General features: G+C 30.0%; 28 protein-coding genes and 1 pseudogene. 24 read left to right on the top strand and 5 right to left on the bottom strand.

The features are described from left to right. Positions 1-17 precede the first annotated feature (17 nt). From KPL55_RS13590 to KPL55_RS13570, 4 genes and pseudogenes are all read left to right on the top strand, one after another. On the top strand, positions 18-422 hold the full coding sequence (locus KPL55_RS13590) for an FMN-binding protein (protein WP_216307310.1): 405 nt from the start codon (positions 18-20) through the stop codon (positions 420-422). Positions 423-483: 61 nt separating this feature from the next. After that, positions 484-1,542: pseudogene (locus KPL55_RS26030) on the top strand (acyltransferase family protein). A 269-nt stretch (positions 1,543-1,811) separates the two neighbouring features. After that, positions 1,812-2,513 carry a 4'-phosphopantetheinyl transferase family protein gene (locus KPL55_RS13575; protein ID WP_216307272.1) on the top strand — a complete coding sequence of 234 codons (702 nt, stop codon included), beginning with the start codon at positions 1,812-1,814 and terminating at the stop codon, positions 2,511-2,513. A gap of 14 nt (positions 2,514-2,527) precedes the next feature. Further along, positions 2,528-3,256, top strand: coding sequence for a thioesterase II family protein (locus KPL55_RS13570; protein ID WP_216307271.1), 729 nt, complete (start codon positions 2,528-2,530; stop codon positions 3,254-3,256). Positions 3,257-3,345: 89 nt separating this feature from the next. Here KPL55_RS13570 and KPL55_RS13565 read toward each other — a convergent pair whose 3' ends face one another. From KPL55_RS13565 to ppx, 3 genes are all read right to left on the bottom strand, one after another. Further along, complete coding sequence (locus tag KPL55_RS13565) at positions 3,346-3,549, bottom strand: hypothetical protein (RefSeq protein ID WP_216307270.1); 204 nt, start codon at positions 3,547-3,549, stop codon at positions 3,346-3,348. Between the two features lie 56 nt (positions 3,550-3,605). Then, the gene (locus KPL55_RS13560; protein WP_216307269.1) at positions 3,606-4,199 is read right to left on the bottom strand and encodes an HD domain-containing protein; all 594 of its coding nucleotides are present in this window, start codon (positions 4,197-4,199) and stop codon (positions 3,606-3,608) included. A 96-nt stretch (positions 4,200-4,295) separates the two neighbouring features. Then, the gene (gene ppx / locus KPL55_RS13555; protein WP_216307268.1) at positions 4,296-5,798 is read right to left on the bottom strand and encodes an exopolyphosphatase; all 1,503 of its coding nucleotides are present in this window, start codon (positions 5,796-5,798) and stop codon (positions 4,296-4,298) included. Between the two features lie 233 nt (positions 5,799-6,031). Between ppx and KPL55_RS13550 the strand changes: the two genes are divergently transcribed. Further along, positions 6,032-7,573: a Ppx/GppA phosphatase family protein gene (locus KPL55_RS13550; RefSeq protein WP_216307267.1), complete on the top strand. Its 1,542-nt coding sequence runs from the start codon at positions 6,032-6,034 to the stop codon at positions 7,571-7,573. A gap of 16 nt (positions 7,574-7,589) precedes the next feature. Beyond that, positions 7,590-9,734, top strand: a complete 2,145-nt coding sequence (locus KPL55_RS13545; protein ID WP_216307266.1) for an RNA degradosome polyphosphate kinase — start codon at positions 7,590-7,592, stop codon at positions 9,732-9,734. A gap of 77 nt (positions 9,735-9,811) precedes the next feature. Here KPL55_RS13545 and KPL55_RS13540 read toward each other — a convergent pair whose 3' ends face one another. Continuing rightward, complete coding sequence (locus tag KPL55_RS13540) at positions 9,812-10,009, bottom strand: DUF1450 domain-containing protein (protein WP_216307265.1); 198 nt, start codon at positions 10,007-10,009, stop codon at positions 9,812-9,814. Positions 10,010-10,196: 187 nt separating this feature from the next. Here KPL55_RS13540 and KPL55_RS13535 point away from each other — a divergent pair, with 187 nt between their 5' ends. Both KPL55_RS13535 and KPL55_RS13530 read left to right on the top strand, forming a co-directional pair. Then, positions 10,197-10,766, top strand: coding sequence for a DNA-binding protein (locus KPL55_RS13535; RefSeq protein WP_216307264.1), 570 nt, complete (start codon positions 10,197-10,199; stop codon positions 10,764-10,766). Between the two features lie 61 nt (positions 10,767-10,827). Next, complete coding sequence (locus KPL55_RS13530; protein ID WP_216307263.1) at positions 10,828-11,643, top strand: PPK2 family polyphosphate kinase; 816 nt, start codon at positions 10,828-10,830, stop codon at positions 11,641-11,643. A gap of 36 nt (positions 11,644-11,679) precedes the next feature. On the opposite strand, the gene KPL55_RS13525 is transcribed toward KPL55_RS13530, so the two are convergent. Further along, the gene (locus KPL55_RS13525; RefSeq protein WP_216307262.1) at positions 11,680-12,396 is read right to left on the bottom strand and encodes an SGNH/GDSL hydrolase family protein; all 717 of its coding nucleotides are present in this window, start codon (positions 12,394-12,396) and stop codon (positions 11,680-11,682) included. A 379-nt stretch (positions 12,397-12,775) separates the two neighbouring features. On the opposite strand from KPL55_RS13525, the gene KPL55_RS13520 reads away from it, so the two are divergent. The 16 genes from KPL55_RS13520 (at position 12,776) to KPL55_RS13445 (ending at position 26,539) form a co-directional block, all read left to right on the top strand. Then, the gene (locus tag KPL55_RS13520) at positions 12,776-13,039 is read left to right on the top strand and encodes a hypothetical protein (RefSeq protein WP_216307261.1); all 264 of its coding nucleotides are present in this window, start codon (positions 12,776-12,778) and stop codon (positions 13,037-13,039) included. A gap of 167 nt (positions 13,040-13,206) precedes the next feature. Then, positions 13,207-14,604 (top strand): PhoH family protein, encoded by a 1,398-nt coding sequence (locus KPL55_RS13515; RefSeq protein ID WP_216307260.1) that lies wholly within the window; start codon positions 13,207-13,209, stop codon positions 14,602-14,604. A gap of 28 nt (positions 14,605-14,632) precedes the next feature. Next, positions 14,633-15,352, top strand: a complete 720-nt coding sequence (locus KPL55_RS13510) for a GntR family transcriptional regulator (protein ID WP_216307259.1) — start codon at positions 14,633-14,635, stop codon at positions 15,350-15,352. A gap of 145 nt (positions 15,353-15,497) precedes the next feature. Then, positions 15,498-15,920, top strand: coding sequence for a phosphonate C-P lyase system protein PhnG (gene phnG / locus KPL55_RS13505; RefSeq protein ID WP_216307258.1), 423 nt, complete (start codon positions 15,498-15,500; stop codon positions 15,918-15,920). Positions 15,921-15,961: 41 nt separating this feature from the next. After that, entirely contained in the window at positions 15,962-16,546 is a 585-nt protein-coding gene (gene phnH / locus KPL55_RS13500; protein ID WP_216307257.1) for a phosphonate C-P lyase system protein PhnH, read from the top strand. A 13-nt stretch (positions 16,547-16,559) separates the two neighbouring features. Continuing rightward, positions 16,560-17,666, top strand: a complete 1,107-nt coding sequence (locus tag KPL55_RS13495) for a carbon-phosphorus lyase complex subunit PhnI (protein WP_216307256.1) — start codon at positions 16,560-16,562, stop codon at positions 17,664-17,666. Positions 17,667-17,670: 4 nt separating this feature from the next. Continuing rightward, positions 17,671-18,531: an alpha-D-ribose 1-methylphosphonate 5-phosphate C-P-lyase PhnJ gene (locus KPL55_RS13490; protein WP_216307255.1), complete on the top strand. Its 861-nt coding sequence runs from the start codon at positions 17,671-17,673 to the stop codon at positions 18,529-18,531. Beyond that, the gene (locus tag KPL55_RS13485) at positions 18,532-19,389 is read left to right on the top strand and encodes an ATP-binding cassette domain-containing protein (protein ID WP_246599497.1); all 858 of its coding nucleotides are present in this window, start codon (positions 18,532-18,534) and stop codon (positions 19,387-19,389) included. Positions 19,390-19,434: 45 nt separating this feature from the next. Continuing rightward, positions 19,435-20,613: a phosphonate metabolism protein PhnM gene (gene phnM, locus KPL55_RS13480; protein ID WP_216307254.1), complete on the top strand. Its 1,179-nt coding sequence runs from the start codon at positions 19,435-19,437 to the stop codon at positions 20,611-20,613. Then, the gene (locus KPL55_RS13475; RefSeq protein WP_216307253.1) at positions 20,610-21,251 is read left to right on the top strand and encodes a DapH/DapD/GlmU-related protein; all 642 of its coding nucleotides are present in this window, start codon (positions 20,610-20,612) and stop codon (positions 21,249-21,251) included. Before phnM ends, KPL55_RS13475 begins: the two co-directional genes overlap by 4 nt. Next, positions 21,244-21,939 carry a phosphonate C-P lyase system protein PhnL gene (phnL, locus tag KPL55_RS13470; RefSeq protein ID WP_216307252.1) on the top strand — a complete coding sequence of 232 codons (696 nt, stop codon included), beginning with the start codon at positions 21,244-21,246 and terminating at the stop codon, positions 21,937-21,939. Before KPL55_RS13475 ends, phnL begins: the two co-directional genes overlap by 8 nt. Positions 21,940-22,005: 66 nt before the next feature. Continuing rightward, complete coding sequence (locus KPL55_RS13465) at positions 22,006-22,860, top strand: PHP domain-containing protein (RefSeq protein ID WP_216307251.1); 855 nt, start codon at positions 22,006-22,008, stop codon at positions 22,858-22,860. 88 nt (positions 22,861-22,948) lie between these two features. Continuing rightward, positions 22,949-24,013: a PhnD/SsuA/transferrin family substrate-binding protein gene (locus KPL55_RS13460; RefSeq protein WP_216307250.1), complete on the top strand. Its 1,065-nt coding sequence runs from the start codon at positions 22,949-22,951 to the stop codon at positions 24,011-24,013. A 72-nt stretch (positions 24,014-24,085) separates the two neighbouring features. After that, the gene (phnC, locus tag KPL55_RS13455; RefSeq protein ID WP_216307249.1) at positions 24,086-24,850 is read left to right on the top strand and encodes a phosphonate ABC transporter ATP-binding protein; all 765 of its coding nucleotides are present in this window, start codon (positions 24,086-24,088) and stop codon (positions 24,848-24,850) included. Positions 24,851-24,884: 34 nt separating this feature from the next. Beyond that, positions 24,885-25,670: a PhnE/PtxC family ABC transporter permease gene (locus tag KPL55_RS13450; RefSeq protein ID WP_216307248.1), complete on the top strand. Its 786-nt coding sequence runs from the start codon at positions 24,885-24,887 to the stop codon at positions 25,668-25,670. Then, on the top strand, positions 25,670-26,539 hold the full coding sequence (locus KPL55_RS13445; RefSeq protein ID WP_216307247.1) for a PhnE/PtxC family ABC transporter permease: 870 nt from the start codon (positions 25,670-25,672) through the stop codon (positions 26,537-26,539). The genes KPL55_RS13450 and KPL55_RS13445 overlap by 1 nt, the downstream gene beginning before the upstream one ends. Positions 26,540-26,686: the final 147 nt, after the last annotated feature.

Raw genomic sequence — 26,686 nt, 5'->3', positions numbered from 1 at the left:
ATATAGGAGATATTGGTATGTCAAACAGGAAAAAAATAATCTTAGGTGTAGTTTGCGTAGTTATTTTAACTGCTGCCATATTTGGAGGGAAATATTTGATTTCTTTACAAAAGTATAAAAAAGTAACTAGTGAAATGAAAATTGGTAGTGTAGATTTGTCAAAAGTTGCAGATGGTAAATATCTAGGCTCTTGTGACGTTGTTTATGTAGGTGCAACAGTTTCAGTTACAGTTAAGGATAGCAAAATTATAGATATAGTCCTAGTTAAACATAAAACGGATAAAGGAAAACCAGGAGAAGCAGTTACAGCTGAGGTAATAAAGGAACAAAGTTTGCAAGTAGATATGATAACAGGTGCAACAAATAGCAGCAAAGTAATTCTAAAATCCATTGAAAATGCATTAAACTCTAGAAAATTATAAAGTGAAAAGAACAAATTAAAGAACCCTAGATCTTTTAGGGTTCTTTTTGTTTGTAAAAAACATGGGGTTGTTCTTTCTAATATCAGCATATTTTATGCCTTTATCTTATGATAAAAAAGGTGCTAAAAAGTTTTTAAAATCGAGATGTAATATGTATTTAATTCCAATGATATTGGGCTTGTTTTTTATTATCTTACCATTACATTATTTTTATAATGTGAATTTTAGACATAACAGCTACAATTTTTTAGAATATGCTAAATACATATTTTTTGGGCTTCGTGATAAACCACAGAACTGGTATGATAAGTGGCTTACAGTATGGCCTGATTTGAAATTTGCACATCTTTGGTTTTTAGAACACTTGTTAGTTTATTCCGTGGCTTATACTTTAATAAGAAAGATTGTAAAGAAAACAATTATTATAAGTAATCCAGACACAAAGCCACCAACTTTACCAATAATTTTATTGTGTGTAGCGTTATTGTCTATAGTTACATTCGTTGTTAGAATCTGGTATCATCTAGATTTTTGGGGAGCTCTTTTAGGATTTATACAGTTATAATATGCCAATGTTCCCAAATATTTAATGTTCATATGTATAGGTATGTTAGCGTATAGATTAGAATGGTTTTCTACTTTTTCGAAATCACAAGGTGAAAAGTGGTTAATTTTAGGAATTATCCTTCTTTTTCTTACATTTATAGGCAAAGGAAAGTTTGATTTTATATTAGCTAATGGGGGATTAAATTGGGAATCGTTTGTTTGGTCGTTCTGGGATTGTTTAATGTGTATGGCATTAAATATAGGTCTTATTGTGTATTTCCGTGAGTCACTTAACATTACATCCTCATTTATAAAGGTATTATCACAGAATACCTTTGGGGTCTATATTTTCCATGTTCCAGTTATTGCTATTATGCAATTTGAATTAGCTTCAATTAATTTACCTATTGGAATTAAGTTTGTTATAGAACTTATCCTGGATATTGTTCTGAGTTTTACAATATCTTATTTAGTAAGATGTTTATATTACTCAAATAGGTATTTTAATAGATTATTAGTTAAAAAAAGAACAGTGGATGTAGATGTAGATGTAGATGTAGAGTTAAGTGTGTAGGTATTTAAACAAGTATTAATGATTGGTTACACAATCAGTATACTTTATATACCTTTAGTATATATCATTTTGGAGTAATGTCAATATTAATATTTAATATTAAAGAGTATTTATATAAAAAGGGAGTTATGTAAACTGTAGCTGCCTTTTTAAGAATAGAAATATTGGGTTTTAACATAAACATATTGAAATCTTAACAGAGCGTTAACTATCCAATTATATAATATATTTAGAAAAACTTTATATATAAGGATAAAGTGAGGTAGTTAATGAAAATTTATGCAGTCAAAATATTGGATATTAACGAAGAGGAATTAGAAGATTTATGTTTATTCATTAGTCCAGATAAAAAACTTAAAATCAATAGATATATTAATAAACAAGATAAAATTAGAACCTTAATCGGTGAAATATTGATTAGAAGTATTATTGTAGAAAAACTCAAGATTAAAAATAAAAATATAGTATTTGGAACAAATAAATATGGAAAACCATATCTCAAAGATTACCCATTAATGAATTTTAATATATCTCATTCTAGTGAGTTTGTAGTATGTGTTATTGATGATAAATCAATAGGAATTGATATTGAAAAAGTTAAACATATTAAATATGATGATATAGCTAAAAATTTTTTCTCGTTAAGTGAATTCGAATATATTATTGGACAAACTTTAGATTTTCAGCTAAGTAAATTTTATGAGATATGGACGCTTAAGGAAAGTTATATAAAATGTTGTGGACAAGGTTTATCAATACCGTTACAATCATTTTCAATCAATATGAATCAATCTGAGAAGATTAAAGTAGTACATAACAATAAACATAATGAACATATATTTAAAATCTTTGATATACAGTTAGGTTATAAGATGGCAGTGTGTTCACTAAATAAAGATATTTCAAATAATATAATAACAATAGATCAGAATAGCTTAATAAATAACTATTCTAAACTTGATCTAGAGTAAAGGGAGTTATAGTAATGATATTATTTTGTTTACCATATGCAGGTGGGTCCGAAGCAATATATTATAAATGGAAAAAAGAATTAAATACCTCAATTAAATTAATACCTATATCATTAAAGGGAAGGGGAAAAAGATTTAATGAAGATTTTTATGAAAGTATAGAAGAAGCAGTAGATGATATATTTCTAAATATCAAAGATAAGATAGTAAATGAGGATTATGCTATTTATGGACACAGTATGGGTAGCCTTTTAGGCTATGAATTATATTATAAAATAAGCAAGTTAAAACTTAGAAAACCAACACATATATTTTTTTCAGGGTATAAAGCACCAAGTATTATAAGGAAAAGAGAAGATACATGTAATTTGTCTGATAGTGATTTCATGAAAAAAATAATGGAACTTGGTGGTACACCAGAAGAGTTAATGAACAATCAAGAAATATTTAAAATGTTTCTCCCTATAATTCGAAGTGATTTTAAAATGTTAGAAACCTATACATATAAAAAAAGAGAAGCAAAAATTGAATGTGATGTTTCAATTTTAAATGGGAAGCAAGACACTATTAATTTAAAAGAGATATTAGATTGGAAAAATCATGTATGTCGAGGGTTCAACATTTATAACTTTGAGGGGAATCATTTTTACATAAATAATAATATTGAAAATATAACAAATATTATAAATGATACTTTAGCTCTACAAATTAATACTAATGGATATATAAAGCATGTAGTGTAATGAGAAATAATTGTATAATTAACTAAAATAAGATCTAAAATGGATTTTCCATTTTAGATCTTATTTTAGTTACATGTTAGTTGTTTACTTTATTTTTTTTTTTTAGATTTCTTTTCTTTAATATCATTTTGAGGTTTTTCATCTAGATATACTTCACTTATGTTATTTGACACAACATAAATTGTTGGAGAAATTTCAAAAACTTGCTCAGTTTTAATTTTTTGAACCCAATCTTCTAATGTTCCCTCTACTTTAAACTTATTTTTGTTATTCATTAATATACATACTGACATATTAAATTCCTCCCTTAATTTTTGTATTATAGCATATTATAGCATAATATAAATAATTATGGTAAAATGCATTCCACATTTATAGGAATATTATATAACTGTATAAATAATTTAGATCTCTTTTTAACTTTTTTTGATATTATATTAGATGCATCTCCCTTAATTTGTATATTTAAGGTATGGTTCTTAATTTCTACTGTTTCAAGTGAGACACCAAGATTATGTTTATGATCAAGCGCATCTGCAATTCTAAGGATAGATAATAATTTTAAAGCAGTATCTTTTTCTTTTTGTGAATGAAAAACTAAAGTTTCATCAACAAATTTACCATGACCACTGGCAATAAATGCTAAATTGCGTCTAAGATCTTTAGGAATATCATCTAAAAGTGGTTCATTTAGAATAATATATTTGGTGTGGTTATGATGGCTTTCTTTATTAATAAAATATCCAATATCATGAAGAAGAGAAGTATAGTTAAGAAGATTTCTTTCTTCATCTCTAAAACCATAATAGGGATTCAATGAATTGAGTAAACGCAAGGCATAAATTGAGACCTTATGTTCATGGGTTGTTATGTCAAATACATTATATTTATTTAACACTTTAATAAGGTCATTTTCATTCAAATAGTTTACAATATTAAGCATGCTATTCTCCTTTATATATAAGGCATCTTGTTTCATACAATTAAACTTTATTAAATATATGAAAAGATTTTGAATAGCATGATTATATTTTATTAATTATATAATAATTAATTTTTTATTGAATGTTTTTTCAAATGAAGAGGCACAGTCTATTGCTGCACTTACTTCTAGAATAGGGTCAGCTATGGAATCAACTGTAATGGTTACAGTATCTATATCAATAATACAATTAATCATCTTTATATTGCCATTTAAGCATCTATCTAGGTTTTCACTAATACGCAATAATATGCTTAACTTATCAATAGTCTCCAAGTCTTGCTGCGTTATTAAATTCTGATATACTTTGAAGTTTATTTTAAATTCATTTTTTCTATGAAGTGCAGCTATATATGATGCCATTAATTGTTCTTTGTGAGTAAGTCCATTAATTTTAGAGTTTGCTATCATATAAGAGGAGTGTTTATGGTGGTCATAATAGCTAATTACAATGCCTATATCGTGAAGCATTGCAGCAGTTTTTAAAATTTTATAGGGATTTATAGTTATGTTAATAATCGGTTTAAGTTGGTTATACAAGGTTCGGGTTAGCATCCATACATGGTTTGGATGTTGAAGATCTATTTCGTAGTTAAGTAAATTATTTTTTAACGAAAAATCAAGAACATCGATTATAGGTTTTTTGTTTTTTAAAATATATTCGTATAAGAATCCATCTCTAAGTCCACTTCCACAAACATGAAGTTCTTTTATATTAAGGTATTCAATTAAGGTAACTAAAACGGTAGCTGCACCCACAAAAATATCTGATCTTTCTTTTGAAAGGCCCTTAAGTTTTTTTCTCTGAGATGCATCTTTGACCTTAACTTGATCATAGATAGCGATTACCTCATCTGTAGGAATTCTGTAATTATGGAGATTATCTATAGGATAACCAGTTTTTTTCTTATGGAGTTTACCAATATTTCTTATAGTACCTCCGATTCCGATTATTGGAACATTCTCGACTTCCTTAAGCCAAGGGATTTCTTTATACATTGAAGTTAGGAACTCTTTAATTGCAGTTTCACTTTTAATATTCATTGTTTTTTGAAGAGAAAATTTTTCAGTAAGATTTATGGCTCCATAAGGCAAACTTATTGAAGCTTTTAATTTACCTTGTTTTACAAAAATTAGTTCTGAACTACTTCCACCTATATCAATTATAAGTGCATCAGAAAAGTCCATGCTATTTATTGCTCCAAAATAATCATAATAAGCTTCTTCTATTCCAGTTAAAACACGAATTTCTATAGAAAGTTCTGATTGTACACGATTTAAGAATTCTATTTGATTAGATGCTTTGCGGACAGCTTCTGTAGCAACCGCTAAAATTTCAGTTATATTTTGAATAATACATAGTCGTTTAAAGAAAGCTAAAGTATAAATAGCGTTATTAATTCTGGTAGGATTTAATGCGCCATCTTCAGTCATATCTTTGCCTAATCGAACACTTTCCTTGATTTCATCTACTACTCTAAAAGAATTATCTTTGTTTATATGAACAATAACTAAACGTATTGAGTTTGATCCTATATCAATAATGCCTATTCTTTTCATTCTTATTATTCCCCTTTAAAATCAAAATTTTTATTCAACTTATGTCTATAATAGTTAATAGTTAAAACATTTGCAAGTGATAATAAATATGAATCTACCACAGAAATATTTTTTTGTTGTTAAAGTTTGGTTAAGGTTAAGTTTAAGTTAAATAAAATGTAGATTATTGTATAAAAACAAACATTATAGTAGTATAAATATATATGAATTTAGATATACAAAGGAGATTTTTTATGAGAATCGCACAAGCATGGAAAATAATTGCGGCTATTGATGTAGGTTCTAACTATTTAAAAATGACAATTGGCGAGATAAATCCGCAAGGGGAAGTAAATATATTAGAAGATGTAGTAAAAACCACAAAAATAGGTAAGGATACATATTCTAAAGCTAGAATTTCTGTGCAGACAATACATGAAACTTGTGACGATTTAAAAGGATTTGTTAGGCTTATGAAAGATTATAAAATTAAGTTTTATAAAGCAGTAGCAACTAGTGGTATTCGCGAAGCTGAAAACAAACAGTATGTTTTAGAACAAATAAGGCTCAGAACAGGGTTAATTATAGAATCAATAAACATTGCAGAAGAACAATTTTTTATGTTAAAGGCAGTTAGAAACCATGTAAACTCTATAGACATTAAAAAATCAGAACAATATTTAATTGTGAATATTACATCGGGAGCAGTTGAGACTTCGATTTATGAAGAAGGTATATTGAAGTTTACAGAGCATGTTAAGATTGGATCTCTAAGAATAAGAGAATCTTTATCCGATTTAGAGACAAAGACAATTGAATTTTCACGAACTATGGATCAGTATATAGAAAGTAAGATATATGCTCTAAAACCTCAAATTAAAAAGTTTGAAATTAATCACTTTCTAGGTCTAGGTGGAGAACTAAATGCAATTTGTGGAATTATAAGAAAAAAGAAAGGAATTAATAAGAAAGATTATTACATTAAAAAGGAAGCTCTATCAGCACTAATAGAAGAAATTAGTAAAATGGATAATTTTCAAATAAAAACAACCTTTGGACTTTCTAATAAAACAGCAGAACTTCTGTTACCTTCAATACTTATTTTTAATTGCTTTCTTAAAATGACTAAGGCAGAAGGAATCCAAGTTCCTAAGTTATCACTAAGACAAGGAATTCTATATGATTTATCTGACACAATACTAAATATTCCAAGAAGAAAAGAATTAATAAATGATATCATTAGTTCGGTCTGGTATATAGGAGAAAAATATCAAATTGATAAAGAACATGCTATTTTTGTTGAAAAATTTTCGCTTGAGATTTTTGATCATACTAAGAGATTACATAAACTAGGTGATAGAGAGAGGCTTTATTTGCAGGTTGCAGCTATACTTCATGATGTGGGTGGATTTATAAGTGCTAATGATCATAATCTTCATTCTTATAATATAATAAAAGCTCAGAGTATTATTGGATTTTCAGATATAGCACTTGAACTTATAGCAAGTGCAGCAATGTACCACTCGGATGATATTCCTATATCATCACATGAAAATTATAGGTACTTAAGTGATGGGGATAAAATGATTGTATCTACATTATCTGCAATATTAAAACTTTCAGAAGCTTTAGATATATCGCATATGCAAAAGATAAAAGAAATCAAATTAATAGGAACTAAAGATAGTATGTTTTTTAATATAAAATCTGAGGAAGATATTATCTTAGAAGAATGGAATTTTTTAAAGTATGTTGATTTTTTTGAAGAAGTAATTGGCGTAAAACCAATAATATAAAAGAGGGGATAAAAAAATGACCGACTATTCATTATCTGACTATACACTACCTGAGTATTTTATTAGTAGGGAATTAAGCTGGATACAGTTTAATGAACGTGTTCTTGAAGAAGCACAGGATAAAACTAATCCATTGCTAGAAAGGTTAAAATTTGCAGCAATTGTAAGCTCAAATTTAGATGAGTTTTTTATGGTTAGAGTCGGTTCTCTTTCTGATCAAATTACAGCTCAATTTGATAAAAAAGACCCGTCAGGACTTAAACCAACTGAGCAGATGAAGCAAATAGGAATATTAGTACATAAGCTTGTTCATAATCAGTTTAATTGTTATAACCGTTCATTAAAAAAAGGACTTGAAAAAGAAAAAATAAAGTTTTTAAAATTCTATGAATTAAGTCAAGAACAAATTAATTATGTTGAAAATTATTATTCGAAAACAATTTTCCCAGTACTAACACCTATGGTGGTTAACCAAAGTAGCCCATTCCCCTTGATTTCCAATAAAAGCTTAAATATAGCAGTTCTTCTTAAGGATGATAAGGGCGAAGATATATTCGCAACAATAAAGGCCCCTTCTGTTTTTGATAGACTTGTAAAAATTCCAGATGAAGAAGGAATTGCCTTTATCTTTTTAGAAGATATAATCAAGATGAACTTAAGTTCTCTTTTTAGTGGACATCAAATTATAGATGCATATTGTTATCGCATCACCAGAAATGCAGATATGGCATTAGATGAAGAAGGTGCAGAAGATTTGCTTGAAGCAATTGAAGAATCATTAAAGCAACGAAGATGGGGTAAGGCTGTTCGTCTTGAAATAGAGAAAGGTATGAATCTGAAACTCCTTGAAATTCTAGAGAGGGAGCTTGAAATCTCAAAGGAGCAGGAGTATACAATAAATGGACAAATTGATTTAACTTTTTTAATGAAACTGGGAAGAATTAAGGGGTATGAAAGACTAGAATATGAACCTATAAAACCACAGTTACCTAAACAATTTTTAAAATATGATAATATTTTTGAAGCAATAGCAGAGAAGGATATATTATTGCATCATCCTTATGAATCCTTTGACCCTATTATTGAGTTAGTTAAGCAAGCGGCTATTGATCCTAATGTTCTTGCAATAAAACATACATTATACCGTGTAAGCGGAAATTCACCTATTATAGAAGCATTGGTAAAGGCAGCAGAAATGGGAAAGCAAGTTACAGTACTTGTGGAACTTAAGGCAAGATTTGATGAAAGCAATAATATAGTTTGGGCAAAGCAATTAGAACAATCAGGCTGCCATGTAATCTATGGACTTGTTGGATTAAAAACACATTGTAAAATATTACTTGTAGTTCGAAGAGAAGAAGATGGAATTAAGCGTTACGTTCATATGGGTACAGGAAATTACAATGATGTAACTGCTAAACTTTATACGGATATAGGCTTATTTACATCAAATCCTTATTTTGGATCAGACGCATCAGCCCTATTTAATATGTTATCAGGTAATTCTAAGCCAACATCTTTATATAAGTTTAGTCTCGCTCCATTACAATTAAGAGACAGATTCTTAAACATGATATTTGAGGAAGCTGAGAATGCTAAAAAAGGTAAAAAATCTAGAATTATTGTAAAAATAAATTCATTAGTTGATATTGAAATTATTAAAGCTTTATATGTAGCATCATCTGCGGGAGTGAAAATAGATTTAATAATACGTGGTATTTGTTGTCTTAAGCCAGGAATACCAGGTGTAAGCGAAAATATTACTGTAAGAAGCATCGTGGGAAGATTTTTAGAACATAGTCGTATTTTTTATTTTTATAATGATGGTCAGGAAGGCATTTATTTATCAAGTGCAGATTGGATGACTAGAAACCTAGATCGAAGAGTAGAACTATTATTTCCAATTGAAGATAAAAAAGCACGAGAAAGAATAAAAGAAATTTTAGATATCTCTTTATTAGATACGAAAAAAGCTAGAAGTTTAAATAAAGATGGGATTTATACAAGGATTGATAGAAGAGGCAAAGAACAAATGAATAGTCAAGAGGCAAATTATGATCTTGTACTCCCAAAAGATAACAAAATCAAGAGAAAGAATTATCATATGAAGGAATACTGGGAAGAAAATGGTTTTGTACCAAGGGTATCAGAAAAAATATAAAAATATATTAATTATAAGTGATTATCAAAGACAAATACTAATGGAGAATAGATTTAAAAATCTATTCTCCATTAGTATTAGTCTTGTTTTAATTTTTTAATAAGTTTTTCTACACTATCAGCTGAGATAAATTCACCATGGTTTTTCGCAAATGGACCTTTATGGCACATACCGCATTTGCTTAAACATTTTTTATGCTTATATTCCATATTATTATCTTTTAAAGACTTACTTAACTCTTTGTAGTTATCACTTGATTTACAAATTTTAATCATTATATATCACATCCTTATAATCATTTGTTTTTACTGTTCACTAAGGTTTAACTTCATATTAATAGATTACCCTGTCTTGAACATTTTTACAAGTAATTAAGACATATTCGTGTATTATACCTTAAAGGATATTATAAGAAGTCTGTCGAATTATTAACATATTAGAAAAGATAATGAGGTGGAATTTATGACAAAGGAAGAGTTCAATAATCTAAATGTATTAGAGCAACTAGGATATATAAATGACTTACTTGAAGAAGGTAAAAGCTTAAGAAATATTAGTAGTAGTTTAGGTATGAGTAAGACAACATTTAGAGAGAGGTTTACCAAAATAGGGTATTTATATGATGCAAATACAGGCCAATATGCTAAATCTAATACTCTAGATATCCAAATACACCAAGATAATACTAAGGTGCCACAGAAATCTATTATGTCTAATAAAGGATATATTAGAGAGATTGAATTAAAAGAGTTACAAAAGTATAAATATGATTTAATTGAGTTAGTTAATCACAAGGATGATATTCTAGAAATGCTAGAAAATTATAAAAATAGTTCCAATGTAATAGCTTCACAATTTGACATTGATAATCTACCTAAAGACCTTCAGAAGGACATTATAAATAAATCTGTTAAGGTATATAAGCCAGTATATAAACTATTTAATGAACTATGTAAGAGTTACTCTGGATATAAAAAGCAAGATCTAGTTAGCGTAGCACTTTTAGAATTTTACAATAAATATAAAAAGTAATTTAAAGAAGGAATTTATAAAAACAAGGAATGCAGAAAAAGATGGCTAGACGGAGGGTAAAATGATAAATAAATTTACTATTAGTTCAAGTGACAAAAAGTTAAGTTTGAAAGAATTTAAACAAGATGATACTGATAAACTAACCAAAGATGATATAAAAGAAGAATACGCTAAGTTAAAAGAGAAATTCATTGAACTTCAAGAGAGGTTCTATGCCTCTAAAAAATATGGGTTACTAATTATACTTCAGGGTATGGATTGTAGTGGTAAGGATGGTACTGTTAAAAAGGCACTAATGGGCGTGAATCCTAATGGGTTTAATGTTGAGAATTTCAAAGTGCCAACTCAAGAAGAATTAGGTCATGACTATCTTTGGAGGATACATAAAAAAATTCCAATGAAAGGTAACATTACGGTTTTTAATAGGTCTTATTATGAAGATGTTCTTGTTACACGGGTTCATAAAACTATCGATGATGATACCGCTTTAAGTCGATTCCAGGAAATTAATGGATTTGAAAAATATCTTGTTAATAACAACACAATTGTATTAAAGTTTTTTTTACATATTTCAAAAGAATTCCAAAAAGAAAAACTGGAGAATAGATTAGAGTCCCCAGAAAAGAATTGGAAGTTTTCAGAAGCAGACCTAAACGAGAGAAAGCTTTGGGAGAGGTATCAAGAATGTTATTCCGATGTGATATCTAATTGTAGCACAAAAGAAGCCCCCTGGCATGTGATTCCTTCGAATCATAGATGGTTTAGGGACTATATTATATTGAAAATTATAGTAAAAACTATAGAGGATTTAAAATTGGAGTATCCAGGCTTAAAAGGTAATATGGAAGCATTAATACAGGAACTTAAAGAAAGTTAAATATAAACTTGTAGGCTTACCTACAAGTTTATATTTTTAATGTTGTAGTAAAAAGTTGTTGTTTTCTTTTATAAATTTTAGTATAACAGCTGCTATTAATGATTGACCTTCAATATTTGGATGTATCCCATCTTTGCATAAAAACTGACTGTAATCACTGTATTCTAAAAATGCTGTTCTTACATCTATAAGTACAGTTTCTGTTTCTTTAGCTACTTCAGTAATTATTTCACTATATGTATTCTGAAAGGTAAAAAGATTATCCTTTGTACCTAACCAATGCAAAAGATTCTCCTCAGCAAAAGAATCCTGTCTTGTAATCCATTTGAAATATTTTAAGTGATCTATTGGAGGTAAAGTCATAAGTACAGGGGTTATGTTATTAGTTTTCAATATATCTATCATTTTAAGTAGTGTTTCGCGAAAACTAGATATATTAGTATTTGGTTTGTAGTCCATGTCTGGATTTTTAGCTATGTCATCCCATTTATATGCACAGTCATTACCACCAAATTCTATTAAAACTATATCAGGAGATTTTTTAATAACATTATTGTACATTTTACGCATACCTCTCATAATTGTATTGCCAAATTGACCAGCATTGTATACTGATCCGTTTATTTTATTTTCAATGATGTAAGAAAAATTTTCTTTTAAAAATGCATATTTAGATTTTTCATTATCGTATATAACTCCTTTTGTAATAGAATCACCATAAGCTACTATAATATAGCTATTTTTTATTTTCATAATTTCCCTCCCTATAAATTAAAAATTGTATTTTTTATACAGTGCATTGTTCATTATTTATAAAAACCTAATTTGGTATACCGTGAGTGTTATTGGTATACTGCTAGTATACATTCAAACAGGAAATAGTCAAGGTCACATATTCTTATTAACTAAATGAAATCCCAGTTTTTCAATTTATGTTATTAATTTATGTCTAAATTTCATTTTTTATAATTTGAGTAATGTAGTGTTATTGGCGTCTTACAGAGCTTTTAGAGTGTAACTAATTATAGTTGTGTTACCTAGTGTTAGGTTTTGGTTATGTTTAAGATTCTTGCTTAAATTCATGATACAATGCAGGGAACTGGTTCTTATATTATAATAAGGGGTGTGTAATGTGGAAGATATAAAAGAAAATAAAAGCATAGTTAAGATAATCAATGATGATTTAAGACTAGAAATATTAGAGTCAAAATACAAAAATATGCTTTCTGATAAAGATGAGTATATTGCACAACAAAAACAAGAGCTGAAAAATGTTTACTGTGATTTAATTGCATTACAAAAGGTAAATGCGAAGAATATTGATGAATTAATAAATATTAAAATTGATAATAACAAACAAATGGCACAATTAGAGGGTAGAGTTTATTCCTTTTAAGAGTGCCTTTATTAAGAATCATAACAGTAATGTAAAGAGTAGGTTAAATTGACTGAATAAAATTAAGTCTATGATATAATTTAACTATACAGACATACATAATTATTAAGGAGGTGAAACTTTATTAAACAAGGACGCCTTTGCAACTTTGTTTAATGAGGCTACTAATGATTAAAAATTATATTATTGACACAAATGTAATGGTTCATGATCCTGATTTTATCTACAATTTTGAGGACAATAATATTATCATTCCAATAATATGTATAGAGGAGTTAGATAACCTTAAAAAAAGAGAAGGTATTGTAGGTTATCATGCAAGAAATGCAGCTAGAGAGATAAATAAACTTAGAGTGATTGGTAATTTGCATGAAGGCATCACGCTTGCCAATGGTGGAACAATAAGAATAGAGTTAAACAATAGTGACACAAGCTGTTTGCCAAACGGGTTTGATTTTAACAAAAATGATACTAAGATATTAGCAATAACAAAAAATATTTCTGAAAGTAATAAAGACATTTCTACAATACTGGTTACTAAAGATTTATACATGGCTATAAAAAGTGATGCATTAGGGATAGTAACGCAAGATTATAAAAATGATAAGGTTACTACTGAAGAATTATATAAAGGGCATAGGAAAATTACACTTTCATCAAAGGATATGGATGAAATACAAAAGGGTGGAATTGCAATGCCTAGTGATTTTGAATTTACTTTATATCCGAATGAATTTTTAGATATTACTAGTGAAGATGATGAACAATATAAGTTGATTGGTAAATTTAACGGTAAGGCAATAGTACCTTTAAAGTACGCGAATGATTTTGCTTTCGGATTAACTCCAATTAATAATGAGCAAAAGATGGCTTTTGAGTTATTAATGGACCCAGCAATACAATTTGTAACGATTTCTGGTGGAGCAGGATCGGGTAAGACAATTATTTCAACTGCAGTTGCTCTTAAAAAGGTAATAGAAGAAGGATCATTTAGAAGAGTTATTTTTGTTAAACCAGTTATTCCAGCAGGGGATGATATAGGTTTTTTACCTGGAACGGAGGAAGAGAAATTAAAACCTTGGATGGGAAGCTTTTATGATGCTGTAGAAAATTTAATGGATGCAAAAGATAAGGCTAAAAAGGACAAACTTAAAGAAAAAAAGGATAAAAAAGATAAAAAAATCGATACTCATGAGATTAAGAGAACCGAGGTGTCAGTAGATAACTTCATTGAAAGATTCCGCAAAAGTGGACAAATAGAAACTAAAACATTTGTTTACATGAGAGGTAGAACACTATCAGATGCATTGGTTATAGTTGATGAATCACAGCAGACGACTCCTCATCTAGCAAAACTTATGCTTACTAGAGCTGGATTTGGGTCTAAATTTGTATTTATAGGTGACCCATCAGATAATCAAATTGATAACACTTTAGTTGATGAAAAATCTAACGGATTAGTTTATACCATTGAAAAAATGAAGCCTTTTGACATCACAGGACATGTAACCCTTGAGCAAGTAGAAAGAAGTCCATTGTCTAAACTTGCAGAAAAATCTATGTAGGAAACCTTAATAATAAAGGGAGTAAGGTATGGAAAATCAAATAGAAAACATAATTATTGACAAACTTATTTCAGAAATTAATGACGATAAATATGAAATTCATGAAAAATTACCATCTGAAAATGTTATGGCAGACTTTTATAAGATCCCAAGAATTACTGCTAGAAAAGCTTATAAAAGATTAGAAGAGATGGGATATATATATTCAATACAAGGAAAGGGAAGATACCTTAAAGGGAAACAACAATATATTGAATTGCATTTAACGGGAGATAAAAGCTTTAGCCAAAAAATGTTAGAGACAGGTCGAGAGCTGGTAACTAAGAATATTATTTTCGGTAAAATTCAGTATGATAAAAAAATTTATGATGAATTAGGAATAAATAAAGATGATGAGGTCTATAAAGTAGGTAGGGTAAGAATTATAGATAAAAAACCTAGTGCAATTCACATGTCATATTTAGCAAAATCAGTATTTAAGAATATTGCAGAAGATGGGAAAAGTATAGAATCTATCTTTAGTTATTATGAATTAAATGGATATTTAGAGTTTACATCATCTAAAAGTATTATCAGCATTTCGTATCCAACAGCAGATGAACGAGACATTTTAGGCTGTCCTAGTTTAGTGCCACTTTTAATTCTAGAAACTAATTGTATTGACATTAAAAAGAAAAAGGTATTAGAGTATACGAAAATTATATATAGAGGTGATACATTTAAATATGTATTATCCACCAAAAGATAAGGTCACTATTTCTAAAAGAAATAGTGACCTTATCTTTTATTTAATGAGATTTATATGAAGGTGATTTAACTTACTTAACTTAACCTTAACTGTTACTAACTTGGCAACAAGATATACTTAAAATTGTAGAAGGGAGGAATACGATGTGAATAGGAAGAGAAGAACAGAAATATTAATTAAGGGATCTACTGAAATTGCAAAAAAAATATCTTCAGAAATAGAAGAGAACTATATAGTAAAAATCGTTGAAGAACCAAACTATGGATTAGTAATGGTTAAAATTCGAGAAGGTGCAAAAAAAACATTATTTTACATTGGTGAGGTCTTTGTAACGGAAGCTAAGGTGTTAATTGAAGGGAAGCTAGGAATAGGAATTATTAGTGGGAATAATACAGAACTTGCGTATTGCCTAGGGGTAATTGATGCTGCATACAATGCATCATTAAAAGAAACTAAGGCATGGGAAGAAATTCTTATTTGCGAGGAAATAAATATAAAGAGAGAAATAAAAAAACGAGAAGCTAAAACTTTATTGACAAAGGTAAACTTTGAAAATATGGGTGAGTAAATTAATTTTAGAGATTAAATTAATTTTGGAGGGGAAGGGAAATGAAGTTAGATTTAGTTCATGACACTCAGAAGGCTTATAGAAAATTGCTGAATTGTATGTCTAGACCAGGGGTTATAGAGAGTATAAAAGAACAAAGTGAGAAAATAGATTTTGATATTAGTTTTTATAAGGGAACTTTAATTAATATGTATATGTTATTAGATGGAGAAGTTACTTTTAATATAGTATCTAATAATACTGAAGAGATAACAAAATTTGTAAACCAACTAACATATGCTAAGGCAACAACACTTGAAGAAGCAGATTTTATATTTATTTTAAGGGATGCTAGAGAAAACAGTTTAGGTGATGCTTTTAAGAATGCAAAGATAGGAACTTTAATTGATCCACATAAGGCAGCGACTATAATTGTTGAAGTAGAAAAATTAACAACAGACAGAAAATATTTATTGAAAGGTCCAGGAATTGAGGATCTATGTCAAGTGAATATAATAACACAATGCTTATTTGTAGAAGAAAGAAAAAGTAAAAATATTGAGTATCCTCTTGGTGTGGACACTGTTTTTATCGATAAAGAAGATCAAATTATGTGTTTGCCAAGAACAACAAGTATATTTGAATGAGGTGGTAAATTAGATGGGTTATGTTGCAGTAAAAGGTGGAACCATTGCTATAGAAGAATCAATAAAAAAATTAAAATATGAGAGATTAAAGAATAAAAGAATTTTAAATGTTGAAGACATAAGAGGTGGGATGAGAGGACTTATTGATCAGGTTATGTCTGAGTCCAGTCTATACTCTGAGGAACTTGCAGCTATAGCTATAAAGCAAACTCAGGGAAATGCAGAAGAAGCAGTATTTATCCTTAGGGCATATAGATCAACATTACCTAGAAAGCATTACACTAAAGTCGTTGATACAAACAATATGTTTGTGGAGAGGCGGATATCTGCAAGTTTTAAAGATATTGTAGGAGGACAAATATTAGGTGCATCATACGATTACACCCACAGACTTATCGATTTTGATTTAAGTAATGAAACTATAGATGAAGCGTTAAATTGGGTAAAAGAGTTTGAAGCACAGTATATAGAGAAAGAAGATAACACTAACCTAGGAAAACTTCCTAAGGTAGTTGACTATCTAAGAAAAGAAGGTTTAATCAAAAGTTGCGTCGACGACAATAGTGAACCATTAGATATTACAAAAAAAAGTCTAGAGTTTCCTAGCCATAGAAGTGAGAGGCTTCAAATACTTACAAGAGGGCAAACTGGTGCAGTAACATCCCTGGGGTACGCCGCACTTAGGGCGTATGGAGCAACACATCCTACGGTAGGAGAACTAAGAACTGGAAAACTTGATTTATATATTGATAATCCGTTAAATTCACCTGATGATGATGATGAGAATGATGATTTTTATATTGGAGATATTTCTGTAACTGAAGTAGAGTCCTTTATACCTAATATGATTGAAAAAAAATATGGAAAAAAAGAGCTTGAATTTGTAATAGGTTATGGAATATGTTATGGGCAAAATGAAACAAAAGCTATTGCGATGAGCATTATTGATAATTGTTTGGAGAACCCAGATGATAGATACCCTACTAGTAATGAAGAATTTGTTTTATATAACATAGATAGTGTTGAATCAACAGGTTTTATTTCTCATTTAAAATTACCTCATTATGTAACATTCCAATCTAAATTGGATAGTGTTCGTAAAACTAGAAAGGAGAAATAAAAGAATGAATATAAACTATAATTTTGCCTATTTTGATGAGGGATCTAAAAAAGAAATTAGGAGGACCTCTTTAAAGGCGGTAGCAATTCCGGGATATCAGGTGCCTTTTGCTTCTAGAGAAATGCCTATTGCTAGAGGGTGGGGAACTGGTGGATTACAATTAACATTATCATTAATTGGTAGTGAGGATATTCTAAAGGTAATAGATCAAGGATCAGATGAATCAGTAAATGCCGTTAATATTAAAAAGTTAATAAGCAAAACTACTGGAGTTAGGATTACAAAAGATACAAGTGAAGCTACGCTAATACAATCAAGGCATAGAGTACCAGAAATACCTTTAAATGAAGATCAAATATTAGTACTCCAGGTACCTATGCCAGAACCCTTAAGGCTAGTAGAACCAAGTGAATTTGTTACTAAACGTCTTCACTGCGAAATGGAGTACAGTGGAGCTTGGCTAATGCTTTTCGAAAAAATAATGAAGTTTGGAAATATGGCAACTGGGCCAGATCACCCAGTTTACGTTCATGATAGGTATGTTATGTCACCTAGCCCTATTCCGAGGTTTGATAATCCAAAATTAAACTATTCTAAAGCTCTAATCTTGTTTGGAGCTGGTAGAGAAAAAAAAATATATGCGATTCCACCTTACACTAAGGTTGTCTCCTTAGGATTTGAAGATTTTCCTTTTGAAGTTGAAGATTTTGGTGATAAGTCCTGTAAAATTTGCGGAGCTAGAGGCGTTTATTTGGATGAGATAATTGATGAAGACACGGAAAACGCTTTTTATCAATGCAGTGATACAAGCTATTGCATTGATAGGCTTAATGTGAAAGCAACAGATGAAGGTGGTGAACCATAAATGGAGAATAATATTAGTCCTTTTGAAAAACCAATATTAAATGTTAAGAACTTGACAAAGCAATATGGAAAAGGATGTGAGTATTGCTTAAAGATAGATACAAATGTGTTGATAAAAAATTATTGTCCACATTGTGGAACTGTTTATGCTTGCAAAGATATATCTTTTAAACTCCATAGCGGTGAAATCCTTGGAGTGGTAGGCGAGAGCGGAAGTGGTAAATCTACAATGCTTCAAAGTCTATATTTTGATGGAGAGGTAACAAGTGGAGAAGCCTATATTAGCAGTTATAAAAATGGAGAAACAAATATATTTAATGAATCCTCCCAAGCTAAAAGATTTCTAAAAAACAATGTTTTAGGTAAAGTTTATCAAAATCCGATACTTGGACTTAAAATGGACTTTTCTTCAATTGGCAATATTGCAGAAAAATTAATAGCTGCAGGATCAAGAAACGTATTTGAAATGGAAAGCCGCGGGAAAGAATTACTAGAGCGCGTTAATATCCCGCTTTTTAGAATAAAGGAAGCTCCAAAGAATTTTTCTGGAGGAATGCAACAACGTGTTCAAATAGCAAAGGCACTATCAAACAATCCACCTATTTTATTGCTTGATGAAGTTACAACAGGTCTGGATTTATCAGTTCAAGCCAATGTACTTGATTTGATTAAGGAACTTCAAAGAGAACTAGGTATTAGTATGTTAGTTGTGTCACATGATTTAGCGGTAATAAGAATGCTTGCAGATAGAACAATAGTAATGCTCGATGGAAGAGTTATTGAGGAAGGGTTAACTGATCAAATATTAGAGGATCCTCAAAATCCATATACTCAGGAGTTAGTACATTCATTGATATGAGGTAATGCATTATTTTATTTGAGATGTTTATGAGGGGGTAAAAAATTGTATTTAATAACAAACGGCCAAATAGTTAGAGAGAATGGAATTCTAATTAACCATGACTTATTACTTGTTGGAGATAAAATAAAAAACATAAGACCCAGGGGAGAAATAGAAATATCAGATTCTATAGAAATAATAGACGCTAAAGGCGGTTTTGTTTCACCAGGGTTTGTTGATATACATTCAGATTTTATTGAAACTATGGCAGTACCAAGGCCGACGTCAATGATAGATTTTAATCTTTGTTTAAGAGAAAGTGAAAAAATACTCATAAATCAAGGAATAACCACAATGTTTCACTCACTTTCACTTTACAAACCAGATGGATTTTCCCATAAGCCTATAAGATCATCAAAGAATGTAAAAAAAATGGTGGACCTTATAAGTAAAACTCATGAAAGTAATCATTTAATTCGTCATAGGTTTCATGCTAGATTAGAAATAGATAATTTTGAAGAAATAGAAAATATAAAAGGGTATATCGAAGAAAATAAAGTTCATTTAATTTCTTTTATGGATCACACACCAGGTCAAGGTCAATATAAAGATTTAGAGGTATATAGAAATACAATAAAAGGGTATAAAGATGTAAGCGATAATGAAGTCAACAATATAATAGAGAAGCATCAAGGGAAAGAAAAAATGACATTAGAACTAATTAAGGAGATAGCAGATTTTGCTAGATCTAAAAATATTAATGTAGCATCTCACGATGACGATTGTAATGAAAGACTAAATTTGGTTAAAAGTTTTGGAGCTAGCATTAGTGAATTCCCTATAACACTAGAGGTTGCAAAGTGTGCTAAATCAATAGGTATGCTTACAATCGCTGGAGCACCTAATATATTACAAGGTGGTTCGCATTCAGGAAACCTATCGGCAATAGATGCAATTAATAATGATTTAATAGATATTTTGTGTAGTGATTATTATCCAGCAGCGTTACTACATTCTATTTTTATAATGCATGAAGAACATGGCCAAGATTTAGGGAAAATGTTTAATTTAGTAACTATTAATCCAGCTAAGGCAGTAAATATGGATAATGAGATTGGATCCATAGAAGAAAATAAAAAAGCTGATATTATTATAATAGAAAAAATTGATAAAAATTATCCAGTTATAACCTCAGTATTTGTTGATGGAAATTTAGTATCAAGTATGAATTACAGAATATGATTTCAGAGAAAAAAAGATTATACAAGCAGCCGTTTATAAGCCGAGATTGCAATATCAATAATTCGAAATTAGGTGACTATACTGAGGTGGGAATCTTTAATTTCTTTGAAAATGTAAATTTCGGTGATTTCGCGTATACTGGTCAGTTTTGTTTTGTTCAAAATGCTGAAATAGGAAAGTTTTGTAATATAGCACCAATGGTGAGAATTGGAGCTACAAGTCATCCTGTAGAAAGACCAACTATGCATCACTTTACCTATAGACGAGAGATGTTTGGATTTGATGATAAAGATGATGATGAGTTTTTTCAAAGAAGAGAGAGTAAGAAAACTTATATTGGACACGATACCTGGATTGGTCATGGGGCAATAATTATGCCTGGAATTAAAATTGGAAATGGAGCAGTAGTTGGGGCTGGTGCGGTGGTTACAAAGGATGTTGAAGCTTACTCAATTGTAGCAGGAGTACCTGCTAAAGAAATAAAAAAAAGATTTGAGGCGGTCGTTATAAAAAAGCTTGAGAGCATAGAATGGTGGAATTGGTCCTATGAAAAAATAAAAGATAATTTTAATGATTTTTTACTGGACATAGATACTTTTGTAGATAGGCATTATGAAGGAAGTGGATATAATGAATGATTTAATAAGAATAGAAGATTTATGGAAAACTTTTAATATTCATAACATAGGAAAACATATAAAGGCTTCACAAAATATTAGCATAACAGCAAAAGCAGGAGAGTTTATTGGAATTACAGGAAGAAGTGGTAGTGGAAAATCCACAATTCTTAAATGTATTTATAGGACATATTTACCTGAGAAAGGCGACATATGGTATGATTCAAAGAAATTTGGGTTAATTAATCTAGCAAAGGTTTCTGAAAGGCATATTATTTATCTTAGAAAATATGAGATAGGTTATGTATCACAATTTTTAAATTCTATGCCAAGGACTACAGCGAGAGAAATAGTTGAACAAGCAGTTATAGAAATGGGTTTCGATAAGGAGACTGCATCAAGGGATGCACAAAAAATGTTGTCCCATTTTGAGCTAGATAAAGAGTTATGGGATAGCTATCCAAACACTTTTTCTGGGGGAGAAAAACTTCGCTTAAATATTGCAAGAGCAATGGTGAAACATCCAAGATTACTGCTTTTAGATGAACCAACTGCAAGTCTTGATGAGCAGTCAAAGTATAAGGTAAAAGAGCTTATTCAGCAGCTTAAAAAAGAAGGCACTACAATGATAGGAATATTCCATGACATTGATTTTATGACAGGACTTTGTGATAAAAAGTACAATATGCAAGCAGGGCAATTTATTTAAGATTATTTTAGCGCTGAAGTTATGACTAAGTTTAAAGGTGATAATTAAATTTAGAGGAGATGGAATATGAAAGCTGATTTACATGTTCATACAGATATTTCTGACGGTTCCTATGATTTGAAACAAACCATTAGCATTGCAAAGGCTAATGGAGTCAGTCATCTAGCAATTACAAATCATGACACAATAAAAGGAATAGATGTGGCAATTGTTGAAGGCAAAAAGCAAGGTATAACTATTATTCCAGGTATAGAAATATCAGCTTGTGATGTGCTAAGTGGGAAAAAGATTCATATATTAGGTTATTGTTATGACTTATTGGGGGAAAACATTAAAAAGTTATGTGATCCAATATTAGAAAGAAGAAAAGCAAATTCTCTTTGGCAAGTTGAGTTATTAATTAAAAAGAAATTTAAAATCGATCTTGAAAAAGTACAGCAGAGAGCAAAGAATAGCGGAATTATATATAAACAACATATTATGGCAGAGCTCATACCTGAAAATTATATGGATGAGAAATACAAAATGTTATATAAAGAAATATTTAAGGGCATGGGTATGTGTTCAAGAGATATAGAATATGTTTCTATGATCGAGGCTGTAAAGGCTATAAGGGCAGATAATGGTCTAGCAGTACTTGCTCATCCAGGGCAGCTAGATTCATATGAGTTTATTGAAGAATTGGTAGAGGCAGGCCTAGATGGCATAGAGCTAAATCATAATGACCATACAGACGAAGATCATTCGAAAATAATGGAGTACGCTAGTAAATACGGACTAATATTAACTGGTGGTAGTGACTTTCACGGAAAGTATGGGCAGGCAGTAAATATTGGTGATGAAGAATGTCCGACTGAATATAATTATATTTTTAAAGAAAATTATAAACTTATAAATAATAAAATAAGTAAATTAATGTAAAGTTAACATGAAATTAGTTTATTCATAACATTACTAAGTTAAAATTTAATTATAGTAAAATAAAAAATAATATAAAGAGGTGTAAAAAATGAAAAAAAATGTTTTAGCACTTATAACAGTATTAATTTTAGGAACTGTATTAACTGGTTGTTCAAGTAAAGACGCAACATTATCGGCAAAACCTGCAAAGGCTCAATCAGTAAAGGATTATGATAAAATTACAATTGTATGGTATCCGAATGAATCAGGAGAAAACTTAAAAGAGACCCGTGATGAATTAGGTAAAATCATAGAAAAGGCTACAGGAAAACAAGTTGAACAGAAAATCACAACAGATTATTCAATTGCAATTGAATCTATAGCTAATGGTAATGCTCAGATTGCATTTATGGGTGGTCAGGGTTATGTGGAAGCGAACAAGAAAAACCCAAAAATACTCCCGCTGGTAGTAAACGCAGGTAAGTCTGGAACTTTAGATGATGCTATATATTACAGTTGGCTTTCAGTTAAAAAGGGAAATGAAGCTGGATATCAGAAAGACGGAAAATATAGTATTGATAATATACAGGGAAAAAAAATGTCTTTTGTATCTAATAGTTCAACTTCAGGATTTAAAGTCCCTACAACAAACATAATCAGTAATTTTTCAAAAGTTGATAAGTGGAAAGATTTAACATCAGAAGATTTAACTGAGGGTGGAAAAGATAAATTCTTTGATGAAGTATTGTTTGGACAATCACATCAGGGATCAGCTGTTAACCTTTTAACAGATAAAGCAGACGTAGCTGCATTTTGTAATACCGCTGTAGATAGTTATGTTGAGGTTAAGACCGGAGAGGCTAACACAGTTGGAGCAGTTTACGATGTTAAAGCAGATGCAGTAGCGCCTTTTGATGCATTAGTAGGGAAAGAATATGTTATTATTCAGTCTACACCAGTTTTAAATGGACCATTTGCAGTAAATACAGCTGCTCTTAAACAAGAAGATATTGATAAAATTACAACAGTATTAACTTCAGATGAAGTAACAAATAATTCGAAAATATTTTATACAAAAGGTAAATCTTCAGGTCTAGTTGAAAAAGCTGGAAAAGAACATTTTATGAAGGTTGAAGATGCTTGGTATAATCCAATTAGAGATCTTTCGAAGTAATATTTAATTAGCAAAATTTAATTAGTAATATTTAAACATTGGGTTAAGATTTTATATAAAGGGGAGATAGTTATGACAATTTTGGAAGTAAGCGGTCTGTCCAAGCAGTATAAGGGCGGAACTAAAGCACTAACAAATGTCAACTTCTCTGTTAAAGAAGGAGAGTTTGTTTCCATAATAGGTCCATCAGGGGCTGGGAAATCAACTCTCCTTCGATGCATTAATAGAATGATTGATGTAACAGAGGGTGATATAGACTTTAACGGCGAGAATATAAGGAAATTTAATAAAAAGGATTTACGAAAGCTTAGAACAAAAATAGGAATGATATTTCAACATTATAATTTAGTTAATAGATTAAGTGTTATGGAAAATGTACTTCATGGTAGACTTGGATATAAATCAACATTTCAAGGAGTACTTGGAATGTATAATGAAAGTGAAAAGAAGAGTGCATTTGAGATATTAAACAAACTTGGTTTAAGTGATCAGGCCTATAAAAGATGTGATCAACTAAGTGGTGGTCAAAAGCAAAGAGTGGGTATAGCAAGAGCTTTAATTCAGGATCCTAAAATGATACTTTGTGATGAACCAATAGCATCTCTTGACCCAAATGCTTCAAAAATAATAATGGATCATATGAAAGATATAAATACTCAAATGGGTATAACTTGCATATTTAATCTTCATCAGGTTGATGTTGCAGTAAGGTATTCGGATAGAATTATAGGAATTAATAACGGTAAAGTTATATTTAATGGAAAACCATCGGAATTAACTAAAGATAATATTCATCTGATATATGGATCACAGATAGGTGAATTAATTACTGATTGATTAGCATAAAAGGATATTTTAGGGAGGGTTAAATATGGATATCGATATATTTCAAAAGAAGAAAAAGAAGTTAGTTATATTTTGGATAGGCATAATATTAATAAGTGTAGGAGCTATGACTATAACCCAATATGATCCAGTGCTAGGTATAACATCTATTCCTAAGGCTATCATTTGGGCATGCTCAAATTTTTATCCTAATGTTGAATCTTTGTCAAGATTACCAAAAATATTAATTAAGCTTAAGGAGACAGTATTTTTATCTATTGCTGCTACAACAACTGCAAGCGCACTTGCGTTGTTATTCAGCTTGCTTGGATCAAAGACAACAAATGATAGTACCATAATAAGTACAATAACACGTTTAATAGCTTCGGTATTTAGGAATGTACCGGATACTGTATGGGCTATGGTATTATTATTTTCATTTGGACAGAATGCTATGACAGGGTATTTTGCTTTGTTCTTTACCACCTTTGGAATTCTTACAAGAGCATTTATTGAATCTATAGATGAAGCCAGTCGTGACTCGGTTGAAGCTCTTAAATCAACTGGTGCATCATATTTCCAAATAGTATCACAAGCAGTTATTCCGTCATGTATTCCACAACTTATTAGCTGGGTATTATTTATGCTTGAGACAAATATAAGAAGCTCTACATTAATTGGCCTACTTACGGGTACTGGCATTGGTTATACTTTTAGCATGTATTATAAAAGTATGCAATACAATGCTGCAAGTCTTGTAGTCATTTCTATAGTCTTGTCTGTATTTATAATTGAGTTTATTTCAAATTATGTTAGACGGGTGATTTTATAATGGAAATATCAAATTCAATTAAAAAAGATGTGTTTAGCGGGCTAGAAAATCATATTCAAAGAAGTAAAAATGGGAAAATCAAAACTAAAATAAGTGGGGGAGCTCAATATGCAGTTAATATAACAATTTTTATATTGCTTATACTTACTATATATGGATTTTACACATTTGATTATAAAAATTTAATTTTCGCAGATGCTAGTTTAAAACTCTTAGATAATTTAAAAACAGTATTTTTACATCCTAAACCCACACATTTTACTCTAGTTGAAGGAGTGTATCAAGTAATTATTACATTAGGACTAGCATTTTTAACAACTCTAATTGGTGCAGCCATAGCATTAATTACTGGTTTGTTTGCAGCTAAAAATCTTTCAAATGTTCATATATCAAACTCAATAAAAGCCTTTGTAGCTTTTATAAGGGCTGTGCCAACAGTATTGTGGGTATTAATATTTGCTGTAGCTGCAGGACTTGGTAGTGTTGCAGCAGTTATTGGGTTAAGTCTACATTCAGTTGCATATTTAACAAAAGTCTATTCGGAAAGTTATGAAGACGTCGACAGTGGAGTTATTGAAGCGTTAAAAGCCAGTGGTGCAAACTGGTGGCAAATTGTTTTCCAAGCGGTTTTGCCTTCAACATTCACTTCACTTCTTGCTTGGACCTTTATGAGATTTGAGATTAATTTCACTAATGCTGTAGCAATGGGTGCGGCTGCTGGTGCAGGTGGGATTGGTTTCGATTTATTTATGGCTGGAAGTTTTTATTACTATTTACCTTCAGTAGGAGTAATTGCCTATCTAATTCTAGCTTTTGCGTTGCTTCTTGAAGTTTTCTCTACAAGAATGAAAAATAAATACTTAGCTTAATAAAAAAACACCAATTAAGAAATAAAAAGCATCTAATTTGATATGATACCTCTAAAGTAGACAGTTTAAATATAAAAACTGATACTTTGGAGGTATTTTTAATGTCAAAACCTAAATGTCCTGCTGAACAAAAATTACAAGCTGTCG

It is taken from the genome of Clostridium lacusfryxellense (genome assembly GCF_018861735.1).
In the GTDB taxonomy this organism is placed as follows: Bacteria; Bacillota; Clostridia; order Clostridiales; family Clostridiaceae; genus Clostridium_AD; species Clostridium_AD lacusfryxellense.
This window is presented reverse-complemented; position numbering and strand designations above follow the sequence as displayed.